General features: G+C 41.7%; 22 protein-coding genes and 1 pseudogene. All 23 read left to right on the top strand.

Annotation, left to right across the window (positions count from 1 at the left end; translation table 11 throughout):
• Positions 1-35: 35 nt before the first annotated feature.
• The 23 genes and pseudogenes from nrdD (at position 36) to rpsE (ending at position 13,265) form a co-directional block, all read left to right on the top strand.
• Positions 36-2,243, top strand: coding sequence for an anaerobic ribonucleoside-triphosphate reductase (nrdD, locus tag UKS_RS08830; protein WP_173020482.1), 2,208 nt, complete (start codon positions 36-38; stop codon positions 2,241-2,243).
• An 11-nt stretch (positions 2,244-2,254) separates the two neighbouring features.
• A complete protein-coding gene (locus UKS_RS08825) occupies positions 2,255-2,395 on the top strand; it encodes a hypothetical protein (protein ID WP_049495512.1) in 141 nt (46 codons plus the stop codon).
• Between the two features lie 146 nt (positions 2,396-2,541).
• Positions 2,542-3,048: pseudogene (locus tag UKS_RS08820) on the top strand (GNAT family N-acetyltransferase).
• Positions 3,041-3,652 carry an anaerobic ribonucleoside-triphosphate reductase activating protein gene (nrdG, locus tag UKS_RS08815; RefSeq protein ID WP_156012779.1) on the top strand — a complete coding sequence of 204 codons (612 nt, stop codon included), beginning with the start codon at positions 3,041-3,043 and terminating at the stop codon, positions 3,650-3,652. The pseudogene UKS_RS08820 and the gene nrdG overlap by 8 nt, the downstream one beginning before the upstream one ends.
• A gap of 235 nt (positions 3,653-3,887) precedes the next feature.
• Positions 3,888-4,196 carry a 30S ribosomal protein S10 gene (gene rpsJ / locus UKS_RS08810; RefSeq protein WP_001284513.1) on the top strand — a complete coding sequence of 103 codons (309 nt, stop codon included), beginning with the start codon at positions 3,888-3,890 and terminating at the stop codon, positions 4,194-4,196.
• A 200-nt stretch (positions 4,197-4,396) separates the two neighbouring features.
• Positions 4,397-5,023: a 50S ribosomal protein L3 gene (gene rplC, locus UKS_RS08805; RefSeq protein WP_000160197.1), complete on the top strand. Its 627-nt coding sequence runs from the start codon at positions 4,397-4,399 to the stop codon at positions 5,021-5,023.
• A 24-nt stretch (positions 5,024-5,047) separates the two neighbouring features.
• Positions 5,048-5,671, top strand: a complete 624-nt coding sequence (gene rplD / locus UKS_RS08800; RefSeq protein ID WP_049495518.1) for a 50S ribosomal protein L4 — start codon at positions 5,048-5,050, stop codon at positions 5,669-5,671.
• Positions 5,671-5,967, top strand: coding sequence for a 50S ribosomal protein L23 (locus tag UKS_RS08795; protein WP_001055347.1), 297 nt, complete (start codon positions 5,671-5,673; stop codon positions 5,965-5,967). Before rplD ends, UKS_RS08795 begins: the two co-directional genes overlap by 1 nt.
• Before the next feature lie 17 nt (positions 5,968-5,984).
• Positions 5,985-6,818 (top strand): 50S ribosomal protein L2, encoded by an 834-nt coding sequence (gene rplB / locus UKS_RS08790; RefSeq protein ID WP_000512910.1) that lies wholly within the window; start codon positions 5,985-5,987, stop codon positions 6,816-6,818.
• A 102-nt stretch (positions 6,819-6,920) separates the two neighbouring features.
• On the top strand, positions 6,921-7,202 hold the full coding sequence (gene rpsS / locus UKS_RS08785) for a 30S ribosomal protein S19 (protein ID WP_000533766.1): 282 nt from the start codon (positions 6,921-6,923) through the stop codon (positions 7,200-7,202).
• Positions 7,203-7,213: 11 nt separating this feature from the next.
• Positions 7,214-7,558, top strand: a complete 345-nt coding sequence (rplV, locus tag UKS_RS08780; protein WP_000818137.1) for a 50S ribosomal protein L22 — start codon at positions 7,214-7,216, stop codon at positions 7,556-7,558.
• Positions 7,559-7,570: 12 nt separating this feature from the next.
• Positions 7,571-8,224 (top strand): 30S ribosomal protein S3, encoded by a 654-nt coding sequence (gene rpsC, locus UKS_RS08775; protein ID WP_000529936.1) that lies wholly within the window; start codon positions 7,571-7,573, stop codon positions 8,222-8,224.
• A 3-nt stretch (positions 8,225-8,227) separates the two neighbouring features.
• On the top strand, positions 8,228-8,641 hold the full coding sequence (gene rplP, locus UKS_RS08770) for a 50S ribosomal protein L16 (RefSeq protein WP_018376775.1): 414 nt from the start codon (positions 8,228-8,230) through the stop codon (positions 8,639-8,641).
• A 9-nt stretch (positions 8,642-8,650) separates the two neighbouring features.
• A complete protein-coding gene (gene rpmC, locus UKS_RS08765; RefSeq protein ID WP_000772918.1) occupies positions 8,651-8,857 on the top strand; it encodes a 50S ribosomal protein L29 in 207 nt (68 codons plus the stop codon).
• 24 nt (positions 8,858-8,881) lie between these two features.
• The gene (gene rpsQ / locus UKS_RS08760; protein ID WP_000440801.1) at positions 8,882-9,142 is read left to right on the top strand and encodes a 30S ribosomal protein S17; all 261 of its coding nucleotides are present in this window, start codon (positions 8,882-8,884) and stop codon (positions 9,140-9,142) included.
• Positions 9,143-9,167: 25 nt separating this feature from the next.
• Entirely contained in the window at positions 9,168-9,536 is a 369-nt protein-coding gene (gene rplN / locus UKS_RS08755; RefSeq protein WP_002928796.1) for a 50S ribosomal protein L14, read from the top strand.
• Between the two features lie 183 nt (positions 9,537-9,719).
• Positions 9,720-10,025: a 50S ribosomal protein L24 gene (rplX, locus tag UKS_RS08750; protein WP_000497691.1), complete on the top strand. Its 306-nt coding sequence runs from the start codon at positions 9,720-9,722 to the stop codon at positions 10,023-10,025.
• Between the two features lie 23 nt (positions 10,026-10,048).
• The gene (gene rplE, locus UKS_RS08745; RefSeq protein ID WP_000013542.1) at positions 10,049-10,591 is read left to right on the top strand and encodes a 50S ribosomal protein L5; all 543 of its coding nucleotides are present in this window, start codon (positions 10,049-10,051) and stop codon (positions 10,589-10,591) included.
• Positions 10,592-10,608: 17 nt separating this feature from the next.
• Positions 10,609-10,794, top strand: a complete 186-nt coding sequence (locus tag UKS_RS08740; RefSeq protein ID WP_049495528.1) for a type Z 30S ribosomal protein S14 — start codon at positions 10,609-10,611, stop codon at positions 10,792-10,794.
• Positions 10,795-11,078: 284 nt separating this feature from the next.
• Positions 11,079-11,477 carry a 30S ribosomal protein S8 gene (rpsH, locus tag UKS_RS08735; protein WP_004251095.1) on the top strand — a complete coding sequence of 133 codons (399 nt, stop codon included), beginning with the start codon at positions 11,079-11,081 and terminating at the stop codon, positions 11,475-11,477.
• A 299-nt stretch (positions 11,478-11,776) separates the two neighbouring features.
• Complete coding sequence (gene rplF, locus UKS_RS08730) at positions 11,777-12,313, top strand: 50S ribosomal protein L6 (RefSeq protein WP_049495530.1); 537 nt, start codon at positions 11,777-11,779, stop codon at positions 12,311-12,313.
• Between the two features lie 83 nt (positions 12,314-12,396).
• Positions 12,397-12,753, top strand: coding sequence for a 50S ribosomal protein L18 (gene rplR / locus UKS_RS08725; protein ID WP_049495533.1), 357 nt, complete (start codon positions 12,397-12,399; stop codon positions 12,751-12,753).
• Positions 12,754-12,770: 17 nt separating this feature from the next.
• Positions 12,771-13,265, top strand: a complete 495-nt coding sequence (rpsE, locus tag UKS_RS08720) for a 30S ribosomal protein S5 (RefSeq protein ID WP_000874196.1) — start codon at positions 12,771-12,773, stop codon at positions 13,263-13,265.
• Positions 13,266-13,272: the final 7 nt, after the last annotated feature.

The following is a 13,272-nucleotide window of genomic DNA, read 5'->3' as shown; positions in this document are numbered from 1 at the left end:
TTTTTAGATATTACATTTTAGAAACGAGCATGCATATGATTGCACTAGAAGAAAAAATTACAACCCTACCAACCCTCTTCGTTGAAAAACGAGATGGAAGACGTGTTGTATTTGATGTGGACAAGATTGACAGGGCTCTCCATAAGGCCGCTGAAAAGGTTATGGATGTGACACCCTTGGTTGAAAAACGCCTCCATGCTCTGACTGAGCGAATTGTCACAGAAATTCATAGTCGCTTTCCGCAGGGAGTTAAGATTTACGAAATTCAAAATATCGTAGAACATGAACTCCTTGACGCTAAAGAATATGCGCTGGCTGAAGAGTATATCACTTATCGGACGCAGAGGGATTTTGAGCGCTCAAAAGCGACAGATATCAACTTTAGTATCCATAAACTTCTCAACAAAGACCAGGCAGTTGTCAATGAAAATGCTAATAAAGACAGCGATGTTTTTAACACCCAGCGTGATTTGACAGCAGGAATTGTTGGAAAGTCAATCGGACTGCAAATGCTTCCTAAGCACGTAGCCAATGCCCATCAAAAAGGGGATATCCACTATCACGATTTGGACTACAGTCCCTATACCCCTATGACCAACTGCTGTTTGATTGATTTTAAAGGCATGTTGGAAAATGGTTTTAAGATTGGAAATGCAGAGATGGAGAGTCCTAAGTCTATCCAGACTGCGACAGCTCAGATTTCGCAAATCATTGCCAACGTTGCTTCTAGCCAGTACGGGGGCTGTTCAGCTGACCGTATCGATGAAGTCTTGGCGCCTTATGCAGAGAAGAATTACCAAAAACACCTTAAGGATGCAGAAGAATGGGTCTTACCTGACAAACGGGAAGATTACGCTTGGAAGAAAACGCAAAAAGACATCTATGATGCTATGCAATCTCTCGAGTATGAAATCAATACTCTCTTCACTTCAAATGGACAAACACCTTTTACTTCGCTAGGTTTTGGTCTAGGAACCAATCGTTTTGAGCGGAAAATTCAAAAAGCTATTTTAAACATTCGTATTAAGGGCCTTGGTTCAGAACATCGTACGGCTATCTTCCCTAAACTGATTTTTACTCTGAAAAGAGGTCTTAACTTGGAAGAAGGGACTCCCAACTACGACATCAAACAGTTGGCTCTTGAGTGTGCAACCAAGCGGATGTACCCAGATGTCTTGTCCTATGATAAGATTATCGAGCTGACAGGCTCCTTCAAGGTTCCTATGGGCTGCCGCTCGTTTCTCCAAGTATGGAAGGATGAAAATGGTGTAGAAGTCAATTCAGGTCGCATGAACCTGGGTGTTGTGACGGTTAACTTGCCTCGAATTGCTCTTGAGTCTGAGGGCGACATGAATAAGTTCTGGGAAATCTTCAACGAGCGGATGAATATCGCAGAAGATGCTCTGGTTTACCGTGTCGAACGAACCAAGGAAGCAACACCAGCAAATGCCCCTATCCTTTATCAATACGGTGCTTTTGGCCATCGTCTAGGTAAAGAAGAAAGTGTTGACCAGCTCTTTAAGAATCGCCGTGCGACAGTTTCACTAGGCTATATCGGTTTGTATGAAGTAGCTACTGTTTTCTTTGGTAACAGCTGGGAAAGCAATTCAGATGCTAAGGAATTCACGCTAGACATTATTCGCGATATGAAACGCCGTGTAGAAGAGTGGTCTGACCAATATGGCTACCACTTCTCTATCTACTCAACACCATCTGAAAGTTTGACAGACCGTTTCTGTCGACTAGATACAGAGAAGTTTGGATCTATTCCTGATATTACAGATAAGGAATACTATACCAACTCTTTCCATTACGATGTTCGTAAAAATCCAACACCGTTTGAAAAATTAGACTTTGAGAAAGTCTATCCAGAAGCAGGTGCATCAGGTGGTTTTATCCATTATTGTGAGTATCCAGTCCTTCAGCAAAATCCAAAGGCCTTGGAAGCTGTCTGGGATTATGCTTATGACCGTGTGGGCTATCTTGGGACCAATACACCAATAGACCGTTGCTACAAGTGTGACTTTGAAGGGGATTTTGAACCAACTGAGAGAGGATTTGCTTGTCCAAACTGTGGCAATAGCGACCCTAAAACAGTAGATGTTGTGAAACGGACTTGTGGCTATCTAGGCAATCCGCAAGCGAGACCGATGGTAAATGGTCGCCACAAGGAAATCGCAGCACGTGTCAAACACATGAATGGCTCAACGATTAAAATAGCTGGCCATCAAGTAACAAATTAGAAAGAAATGAAATGGGAAAATATCAATTAGACGATAAGGGTCGCGCACAAGTGGCGCGTTATCACGAGAAACACTCTAAAGGTGGAGCTGGTAAAAAAGAACGTTTGCTTAACCTCAGAGAACAATTTTTAAACAAGAACAAGAAAAAATAAAAGTGATACTCAATGAAAATCAAAGAGCCAACTAGGAAGCTAGCCGCATGTTGCTCAAAACACTGTTTTGAGGTTGCAGATGGAAGCTGACATGGTTTGAAGAGTATGAGAGTCAGCTCTCGCTTTTCTCAAAGTGGGAGGTAAGGATGGAATTACGCAGACCAGGATTAGCAGATAAAGAAACCGTTTTAGAGATGATGGCAGAATCTGAAAAAAGCCAATCAGTCCATGATGGATGATTTTGGGATACAGAGAACTTTGTGTATGAAGAGTGGTTGGAAAGTAATCAGGGTCAGGAAATGAGGATTAATCTGCCTGAAGGATGGGTCCCTGCTATTCAGTTAGTCGCTTTTGCAAGAGACGGCCAAGCGGTTGGATTTTTCAATTTGCGATTGCGTCTTAGTGACTATTTGTTGGAGGTAGGAGGCCACATTGGCTATTCCATCCGTCCCTCTAAAAGAAGCAAGGGCTACGCCAAAGAGTCCCTCCGACAAGGTCTACAAATTGCTAGTGAAAAGAATATCAAGAGAACTCTTGTGACCTGTAGCGTGAATAATCCTGCTATAAGAGCAGTCATTTTAGCAAATGGTGGGCTCCTTGAGGATGTTCGTAATGGAGTCGAGCGTTATTGGATAGAGGTAGCGAATGAATAATCCAAAAGCACAAGAATGGAAAAGCGAGAAACTCAGTCAAGGTCGTATCATTGACTACAAGGCTTTTAATTTTGTAGATGGAGAAGGTGTGCGTAACTCTCTCTATGTATCAGGCTGCATGTTTCACTGCGAGGGTTGCTATAATGTTGCCACTTGGTCTTTTAATGCAGGAATTCCTTATACAGCAGAGTTAGAAGAGCAGATCATGGCAGATCTTGCCCAGCCCTATGTTCAGGGATTAACCTTACTGGGAGGGGAGCCCTTTCTCAATACGGGCATTCTCTTGCCGCTCGTGAAACGTATCCGGAAGGAATTGCCCGACAAGGACATCTGGTCCTGGACGGGCTATACTTGGGAAGAAATGATGCTGGAAACTCCAGATAAACTGGAACTCTTGTCACTTATTGACATTCTTGTCGATGGACGGTATGATCGAACTAAGCGCAATCTCATGCTCCAGTTTCGAGGTTCGTCCAATCAACGCATCATCGATGTGCAAAAATCGCTCCGCAGTGGGCAAGTAGTGATTTGGGACAAGCTCAATGACGGGAAAGAAAGCTATGAACAGATGAAGAGAGAACAACTTTCTTCTATAAAAAAATAGTTAAATAAATGCCCTATCAAAAAAGAAAACAGTTTCATTCGAAAAATTAAAAAAATCCTGTCAAATCCCTTGCAATCGCAGGGGCTTTGTGTTATTCTATTATGGTGCTGTAAATTACAGCCTTAGCTTTGATGCAAGAGGTTGCGACACGCTCGGTTGCATTGCCACGCAACACCGCGTCGGTTTTCTTGTGGAGCTAGCCTATTATCTTAAATAGACGAAAAGGAGAAAAAAGATGGCAAACAAAAAAATCCGTATCCGTTTGAAAGCTTACGAACACCGTACGCTTGACACAGCGGCTGCAAAAATCGTAGAATCAGCTACTCGTACAGGTGCACAAGTTGCGGGTCCAATCCCACTTCCAACTGAACGTAGCCTCTACACAATCATTCGTGCGACTCACAAATACAAAGACTCTCGCGAACAATTTGAAATGCGTACACACAAACGTTTGATTGATATCGTTAACCCGACTCAAAAAACAGTTGATGCTTTGATGAAATTGGATCTTCCAAGTGGTGTAAACGTAGAAATCAAACTTTAATCTAAAATATAAAAGAGCAGAGGCTGGTGTTTCAATTTAATTGAACACGAGCCAAACTCGATGTGAAAAAGATGAACTTCTTTGTGTCTGTTTCCTATTTTCACTTTGAGTTTGACGACTTTTGTATCTTAGACTTGAGCATAAAAAACGCTCGTTAAAAACTTTTTGAATAAAAACTATAGAAAAGGAACTATTTTCTCATGACAAAAGGAATCTTAGGGAAAAAAGTGGGAATGACTCAAATCTTCACTGAAGCTGGCGAATTGATCCCTGTAACAGTTATTGAAGCAACTCCAAACGTTGTTCTTCAAGTTAAAACTGTTGAAACAGACGGATACAACGCTATCCAAGTTGGTTTCGATGACAAACGCGAAGTATTGAGCAACAAACCTGCTAAAGGACATGTAGCAAAAGCTAACACGGCTCCTAAGCGCTTCATTCGTGAATTCAAAAACGTTGAAGGCTTGGAAGTTGGTGCTGAAATCACAGTTGAAACTTTCGCAGCTGGAGATGTTGTTGACGTAACTGGTACTTCTAAAGGTAAAGGTTTCCAAGGTGTTATCAAACGCCACGGACAATCACGTGGACCTATGGCTCACGGTTCTCGTTACCACCGTCGTCCAGGTTCTATGGGACCTGTTGCACCTAACCGCGTATTCAAAGGTAAAAACCTTGCAGGACGTATGGGTGGCGACCGCGTAACAATTCAAAACCTTGAAGTTGTACAAGTTGTTCCAGAAAAGAACGTTATCCTTATCAAAGGCAACGTACCAGGTGCTAAGAAATCTCTTATCACTATCAAATCAGCAGTTAAAGCTGGTAAATAATAAGGAAAGGGGAATACAGTCAAAATGGCAAATGTAACATTATTCGACCAAACTGGTAAACAAGCGGGCGAAGTTGTTCTTAACGATGCAATCTTTGGTATCGAACCAAATCAATCTGTTGTGTTTGATGTCATCATCAGCCAACGTGCTAGCCTTCGTCAAGGAACTCACGCTGTTAAAAACCGTTCAGCCGTTTCAGGTGGCGGACGCAAACCATGGCGTCAAAAAGGAACTGGACGTGCTCGTCAAGGTTCTATCCGCTCACCACAATGGCGTGGTGGTGGTGTTGTCTTCGGACCAACTCCACGTTCATACGGCTACAAACTTCCACAAAAAGTTCGTCGCCTAGCTCTTAAATCAGTCTACTCTGAAAAAGTTGCTGAAAACAAATTTGTAGCCGTTGATTCTCTTGAATTTACAGCTCCAAAAACTGCTGAATTTGCAAAAGTTCTTGCAGCTTTGAGCATCGATTCTAAAGTCCTTGTTATTCTTGAAGAAGGAAACGAATTCGCAGCTCTTTCAGCTCGTAACCTTCCAAACGTGAAAGTTGCGACTGCTACAACTGCAAGTGTTCTTGACATCGCAAATAGTGACAAACTTCTTGTTACTCAAGCAGCTATCTCTAAAATCGAGGAGGTTCTTGCATAATGAATTTGTATGATGTTATCAAAAAACCTGTCATCACTGAAAGCTCAATGGCTCAACTTGAAGCAGGAAAATATGTATTTGAAGTTGACACTCGTGCACACAAACTTTTGATCAAGCAAGCTGTTGAAGCTGCTTTCGAAGGTGTTAAAGTTGCAAATGTTAACACAATCAACGTAAAACCTAAAGCTAAACGTGTTGGACGTTACACTGGTTTTACTAACAAAACTAAAAAAGCTATCATCACACTTACAGCTGATTCAAAAGCAATCGAGTTGTTCGCTGCTGAAGCTGAATAATCTAAGGAGGAAATGTCGTGGGAATTCGTGTTTATAAACCAACAACAAACGGTCGCCGTAATATGACTTCTTTGGATTTCGCTGAAATCACAACAAGCACTCCTGAAAAATCATTGCTTGTTGCATTGAAGAGCAAGGCTGGTCGTAACAACAACGGTCGTATCACTGTTCGTCACCAAGGTGGTGGACACAAACGTTTCTACCGTTTGGTTGACTTCAAACGTAACAAAGACAACGTTGAAGCAGTTGTTAAAACAATCGAGTACGATCCAAACCGTTCTGCAAACATCGCTCTTGTACACTACACTGACGGTGTGAAAGCATACATCATCGCTCCAAAAGGTCTTGAAGTAGGTCAACGAATCGTTTCAGGTCCAGAAGCAGATATCAAAGTCGGAAACGCTCTTCCACTTGCTAACATCCCAGTTGGTACTTTGATCCACAACATCGAGTTGAAACCAGGTCGTGGTGGTGAATTGGTACGTGCTGCTGGAGCTTCTGCTCAAGTATTGGGTCAAGAAGGTAAATACGTTCTTGTTCGTCTTCAATCAGGTGAAGTTCGTATGATTCTTGGAACTTGTCGTGCTACAGTTGGTGTTGTCGGAAACGAACAACATGGACTTGTAAACCTTGGTAAAGCAGGACGTAGCCGTTGGAAAGGTATCCGCCCAACAGTTCGTGGTTCTGTAATGAACCCTAACGATCACCCACACGGTGGTGGTGAAGGTAAAGCACCAGTTGGTCGTAAAGCACCATCAACTCCATGGGGCAAACCTGCTCTTGGTCTTAAAACTCGTAACAAGAAAGCGAAATCTGACAAACTTATCGTTCGTCGTCGCAACGAGAAATAATTTAAAACTAGTCGCTTAAGCGCTAGATAATCCGCCAGCTCGGTAGCGCTCGTTGAGAGCGCAAGCCGCTGTGGTACTATATTTAAAGGAGAAAATATAAAAATGGGACGCAGTCTTAAAAAAGGACCTTTCGTCGATGAGCATTTGATGAAAAAAGTTGAAGCTCAAGCTAACGACGAAAAGAAAAAAGTTATCAAAACTTGGTCACGTCGTTCAACGATCTTCCCAAGTTTCATTGGTTACACTATCGCAGTTTATGATGGACGTAAACACGTACCTGTTTACATCCAAGAAGACATGGTAGGTCACAAGCTTGGTGAATTTGCACCAACTCGTACTTACAAAGGTCACGCCGCAGACGACAAGAAAACACGTAGAAAATAAGGAGAACATAAATGGCAGAAATTACTTCAGCTAAAGCAATGGCTCGCACAGTACGTGTTTCACCTCGTAAATCACGTCTTGTTCTTGACAACATCCGTGGTAAAAGCGTAGCCGATGCAATCGCAATTTTGACATTCACTCCAAACAAAGCTGCTGAAATCATCTTGAAAGTTTTGAACTCAGCTGTAGCTAACGCTGAAAACAACTTTGGTTTGGATAAAGCTAACTTGGTAGTATCTGAAGCATTCGCAAACGAAGGACCAACTATGAAACGTTTCCGTCCACGTGCGAAAGGTTCAGCTTCACCAATCAACAAACGTACAGCTCATATCACTGTAGCTGTTGCAGAAAAATAAGGAGGTAAAATCGTGGGTCAAAAAGTACATCCAATTGGTATGCGTGTCGGCATCATCCGTGATTGGGATGCCAAATGGTATGCTGAAAAAGAATACGCGGATTACCTTCATGAAGATCTTGCAATCCGTAAATTCGTTCAAAAAGAACTTGCTGACGCAGCAGTTTCAACTATTGAAATCGAACGCGCAGTAAACAAAGTTAACGTTTCACTTCACACTGCTAAACCAGGTATGGTTATCGGTAAAGGTGGTGCTAACGTTGATGCACTCCGTGCAAAACTTAACAAATTGACTGGAAAACAAGTACACATCAACATCATCGAAATCAAACAACCTGATTTGGATGCTCACCTTGTTGGTGAAGGAATTGCTCGTCAATTGGAGCAACGTGTTGCTTTCCGTCGTGCACAAAAACAAGCAATCCAACGTGCTATGCGTGCTGGAGCTAAAGGAATTAAAACTCAAGTATCAGGTCGTTTGAACGGTGCAGATATTGCCCGTGCTGAAGGATACTCTGAAGGAACAGTTCCGCTTCACACACTTCGTGCAGATATCGATTACGCTTGGGAAGAAGCAGATACTACATACGGTAAACTTGGTGTTAAAGTATGGATCTACCGTGGTGAAGTTCTTCCAGCTCGTAAAAACACTAAAGGAGGTAAATAACCAATGTTAGTACCTAAACGTGTTAAACACCGTCGTGAATTCCGTGGTAAAATGCGCGGTGAAGCTAAAGGTGGGAAAGAAGTAGCATTCGGTGAATACGGTCTTCAAGCTACAACTAGCCACTGGATCACTAACCGCCAAATCGAGGCTGCTCGTATCGCCATGACTCGTTACATGAAACGTGGTGGTAAAGTTTGGATTAAAATCTTCCCACACAAATCATACACTGCTAAAGCTATCGGTGTGCGTATGGGATCTGGTAAAGGGGCACCTGAAGGTTGGGTAGCACCAGTTAAACGTGGTAAAGTGATGTTCGAAATCGCTGGTGTATCTGAAGAGGTTGCACGCGAAGCGCTTCGTCTTGCTAGTCACAAATTGCCAGTTAAATGTAAATTCGTAAAACGTGAAGCAGAATAAGGAGAAGGCATGAAACTTAATGAAGTAAAAGAATTTGTTAAAGAACTTCGTGGTCTTTCTCAAGAAGAACTCGCGAAGCGCGAAAACGAATTGAAAAAAGAATTGTTTGAACTTCGTTTCCAAGCTGCTACTGGTCAATTGGAACAAACAGCTCGCTTGAAAGAAGTTAAAAAACAAATCGCTCGTATCAAAACAGTTCAATCTGAAGCGAAATAATAGACTAGGGAAGGAGAAATTTCAATGGAACGCAATAATCGTAAAGTTCTTGTTGGACGTGTTGTATCTGACAAAATGGACAAGACAATCACAGTTGTAGTTGAAACAAAACGTAACCACCCAGTCTATGGTAAACGTATTAACTACTCTAAAAAATATAAAGCTCATGATGAAAATAATGTTGCCAAAGAAGGCGATATCGTACGTATCATGGAAACTCGCCCGCTTTCAGCTACAAAACGTTTCCGTCTTGTAGAAGTTGTTGAAGAAGCGGTCATCATCTAATCAAACCTGAAAGGAGAAAACTGAAATGATTCAAACAGAAACTCGTTTGAAAGTCGCAGACAACAGCGGTGCTCGCGAAATCTTGACTATCAAAGTTCTTGGTGGTTCAGGACGTAAATTTGCAAACATCGGTGATGTTATCGTGGCATCTGTAAAACAAGCTACTCCTGGTGGTGCGGTAAAAAAAGGTGACGTTGTTAAAGCAGTTATCGTTCGTACTAAATCAGGTGCTCGTCGTGCTGATGGTTCATACATCAAATTTGACGAAAACGCAGCAGTTATCATCCGTGACGACAAAACTCCTCGCGGAACACGTATCTTTGGACCAGTTGCACGTGAATTGCGTGAAGGTGGCTTCATGAAGATCGTGTCACTTGCTCCAGAAGTACTTTAATTGATTGCTCAATGAAAATTAAAACAAGTCTAGAAAGTGAAACGAAAGCATAACTTAAGTTAGGTGAGTTGAAACTGACGAAGAATTGCTTTGATTTTCGCAGAGTAAAAACAAACAAACTAGTCCCCTAGCTTTGAGCTAGGGTGCCCTTATGGGCGTAAGAAAAAATCAAGGAGAAACCTAATGTTTGTAAAAAAAGGCGACAAAGTTCGCGTAATCGCTGGTAAAGATAAGGGAACAGAAGCTGTTGTCCTTACTGCCCTTCCAAAAGTAAACAAAGTTATCGTTGAAGGTGTTAACATCGTTAAGAAACACCAACGTCCAACTAACGAGCTTCCTCAAGGTGGTATCATCGAGAAAGAAGCAGCTATCCACGTATCAAACGTTCAAGTTTTGGACAAAAATGGTGTAGCTGGTCGTGTTGGTTACAAATTTGTAGACGGTAAAAAAGTTCGCTACAACAAAAAATCAGGCGAAGTGCTTGATTAATCACGAAGGAAAGGAGAAGTATAATGGCAAATCGTTTAAAAGAAAAATATCTTAATGAAGTAGTTCCTGCTTTGACAGAACAATTCAACTACTCATCAGTGATGGCTGTGCCTAAAGTAGATAAGATCGTTTTGAACATGGGTGTTGGTGAAGCTGTATCAAACGCTAAAAGTCTTGAAAAAGCTGCTGAAGAATTGGCACTTATCTCAGGTCAAAAACCACTTATCACTAAAGCTAAAAAATCAATCGCCGGCTTCCGTCTTCGTGAAGGTGTTGCGATCGGTGCAAAAGTTACCCTTCGTGGTGAACGTATGTACGAATTCTTGGATAAATTGGTTTCAGTTTCACTTCCACGTGTACGTGACTTCCATGGTGTTCCAACAAAATCATTTGATGGACGCGGAAATTACACACTTGGTGTGAAAGAACAATTGATTTTCCCAGAAATCAACTTCGATGACGTTGACAAAACACGTGGTCTTGACATCGTTATCGTAACAACTGCTAACACTGACGAAGAGTCACGTGCATTGCTTACAGGGCTTGGAATGCCTTTTGCAAAATAATATAGGAGGTAAATTTAATGGCTAAAAAATCAATGATTGCTAAGAACAAACGTCCAGCGAAGTTCTCTACTCAAGCTTATACTCGTTGTGAAAGATGTGGTCGTCCGCATTCAGTTTACCGCAAATTCAAACTTTGCCGTATTTGCTTCCGTGAATTAGCTTACAAAGGAAAAATCCCTGGTGTAACAAAAGCATCTTGGTAATTTAAGATATCAAGGGCGTCAAAACTCCAGGTAAAAATAGGAAACTTGACGAAGAAACTGAAGTTTCTAGGAAAGTTTATCTTTTTCACGCAGAGTTTAGCCCGGGTTCAGTTGGGCTTGCCAATTTGAACATGAGCTACAGCTTTGGCAAAAAAGACCAATTTGCTTTGGAGCATCGCTCCTGCATCAAATTGCCTATTTTTGCTATTGCTGTTACGCTCTTTGTATCATGTGTTAACTAGCAAGTGCAACTTGCAAACTACTAGTAAGAGGAGAAAAATAAAATGGTTATGACTGACCCAATCGCAGACTTCCTAACTCGTATTCGTAACGCTAACCAAGCAAAACACGAAGTACTTGAAGTACCTGCATCAAACATCAAAAAAGGGATTGCTGAAATCCTTAAACGCGAAGGTTTTGTTAAGAACGTAGAAATCATCGAAGATGACAAACAAGGCATCATCCGTGTATTCCTTAAATACGGAGCAAACGGTGAACGAGTTATCACTAACTTGAAACGCGTTTCTAAACCAGGACTTCGTGTTTACAAAAAACGTGAAGATCTTCCAAAAGTACTTAACGGTCTTGGAATTGCTATCCTTTCAACATCTGAAGGTTTGCTTACTGATAAAGAAGCTCGCCAAAAGAATGTTGGTGGGGAAGTTATCGCTTACGTTTGGTAATTGATGATGTGAGAGCGTTAAAAGAATGCAGTGAAAAGAGGAAGTTTGTAGTAGGAGCGATGCTCCAAGACAAACTTATCTTTTTCACCAAATTCTTAGCTCGAACTCAAATCAAGATACAAAGCACGTAAAGAGAAAGCAAAATTGGAAAGTTGGAGCAGTTTGTTTACAAACAAGCCAACTTATCAATTTTTCACAGTTCTTAGAGCGTGTTCAGTTCAGCTCATGAACTAAAAAAGTATCTTACCCCCGTGAAAACTGGCCGTTCTGGCCTGACAATTTAACAGGAGAAAATAAACATGTCACGTATTGGTAATAAAGTTATCGTGTTGCCTGCTGGTGTTGAACTCACTAACAATGACAACGTTGTAACTGTAAAAGGACCTAAAGGAGAACTTACTCGTGAGTTCTCAAAAAATATTGAAATCCGTGTGGAAGGTACTGAAGTAACTCTTCACCGTCCAAACGATTCAAAAGAAATGAAAACTATCCATGGGACTACTCGTGCCCTTTTGAACAACATGGTTATTGGTGTATCAGAAGGATTCAAGAAAGAACTTGAAATGCGCGGGGTTGGTTACCGTGCACAGCTTCAAGGATCAAAACTTGTTTTGGCTGTTGGTAAATCACATCCAGACGAAGTTGAAGCTCCAGAAGGAATTACTTTTGAACTTCCAAACCCAACAACAATCATTGTTAGTGGAATTTCAAAAGAAGTAGTTGGTCAAACAGCTGCTTACGTACGTAGCCTTCGTTCACCAGAACCATATAAAGGTAAAGGTATCCGTTACGTTGGTGAATTCGTTCGCCGTAAAGAAGGTAAAACAGGTAAATAATGTTGAGTGGTTGATTTTCAACCACCAACCTATTTTCCAACTTTGTGCATAGCACACGATTTAAAACTAAAGAGGTGAAAACTGTGATTTCAAAACCAGATAAAAACAAACTCCGCCAAAAACGCCACCGTCGCGTTCGCGGAAAACTCTCTGGAACTGCTGATCGCCCACGTTTGAACATATTCCGTTCTAATACAGGCATCTACGCTCAAGTGATTGATGACGTAGCGGGTGTAACGCTCGCAAGTGCTTCAACTCTTGATAAAGAAGTTTCAAAAGGAACTAAAACTGAACAAGCCGTTACTGTCGGTAAACTCGTTGCAGAACGTGCAAATGCTAAAGGTATTTCAGAAGTGGTGTTCGACCGCGGTGGATATCTATATCACGGACGTGTGAAAGCTTTGGCTGATGCAGCTCGTGAGAACGGATTGAAATTCTAATAGGAGGACACTAGAAAATGGCATTTAAAGACAATGCAGTTGAATTTGAAGAACGCGTAGTTGCTGTCAACCGTGTTACAAAAGTTGTTAAAGGTGGACGTCGTCTTCGTTTCGCAGCTCTTGTTGTTGTTGGTGACCACAATGGTCGCGTAGGATTTGGTACTGGTAAAGCTCAAGAAGTTCCAGAAGCAATCCGTAAAGCAGTAGATGATGCTAAGAAAAACTTGATCGAAGTTCCTATGGTTGGAACAACTATCCCACACGAAGTTCTTTCAGAATTCGGTGGAGCTAAAGTGTTGTTGAAACCTGCTGTAGAAGGTTCTGGGGTTGCCGCTGGTGGTGCAGTTCGTGCCGTTGTGGAATTGGCAGGTGTGGCAGATATTACATCTAAATCACTTGGTTCTAACACTCCAATCAACATTGTTCGTGCAACTGTTGAAGGTTTGAAACAATTGAAACGCGCTGAAGAAGTTGCTGCCCTTCGTGGTATTTCAGTTTCTGATTTGGCATAAGAAAGGG

Origin of the sequence: Streptococcus sp. 116-D4 (genome assembly GCF_009731465.1) — a bacterium.
Lineage (GTDB): Bacteria > Bacillota > Bacilli > Lactobacillales > Streptococcaceae > Streptococcus > Streptococcus pseudopneumoniae_E.
The sequence above is the reverse complement of the archived record's forward strand: the minus strand, read 5'-3'. Positions and strand labels throughout refer to the sequence as shown.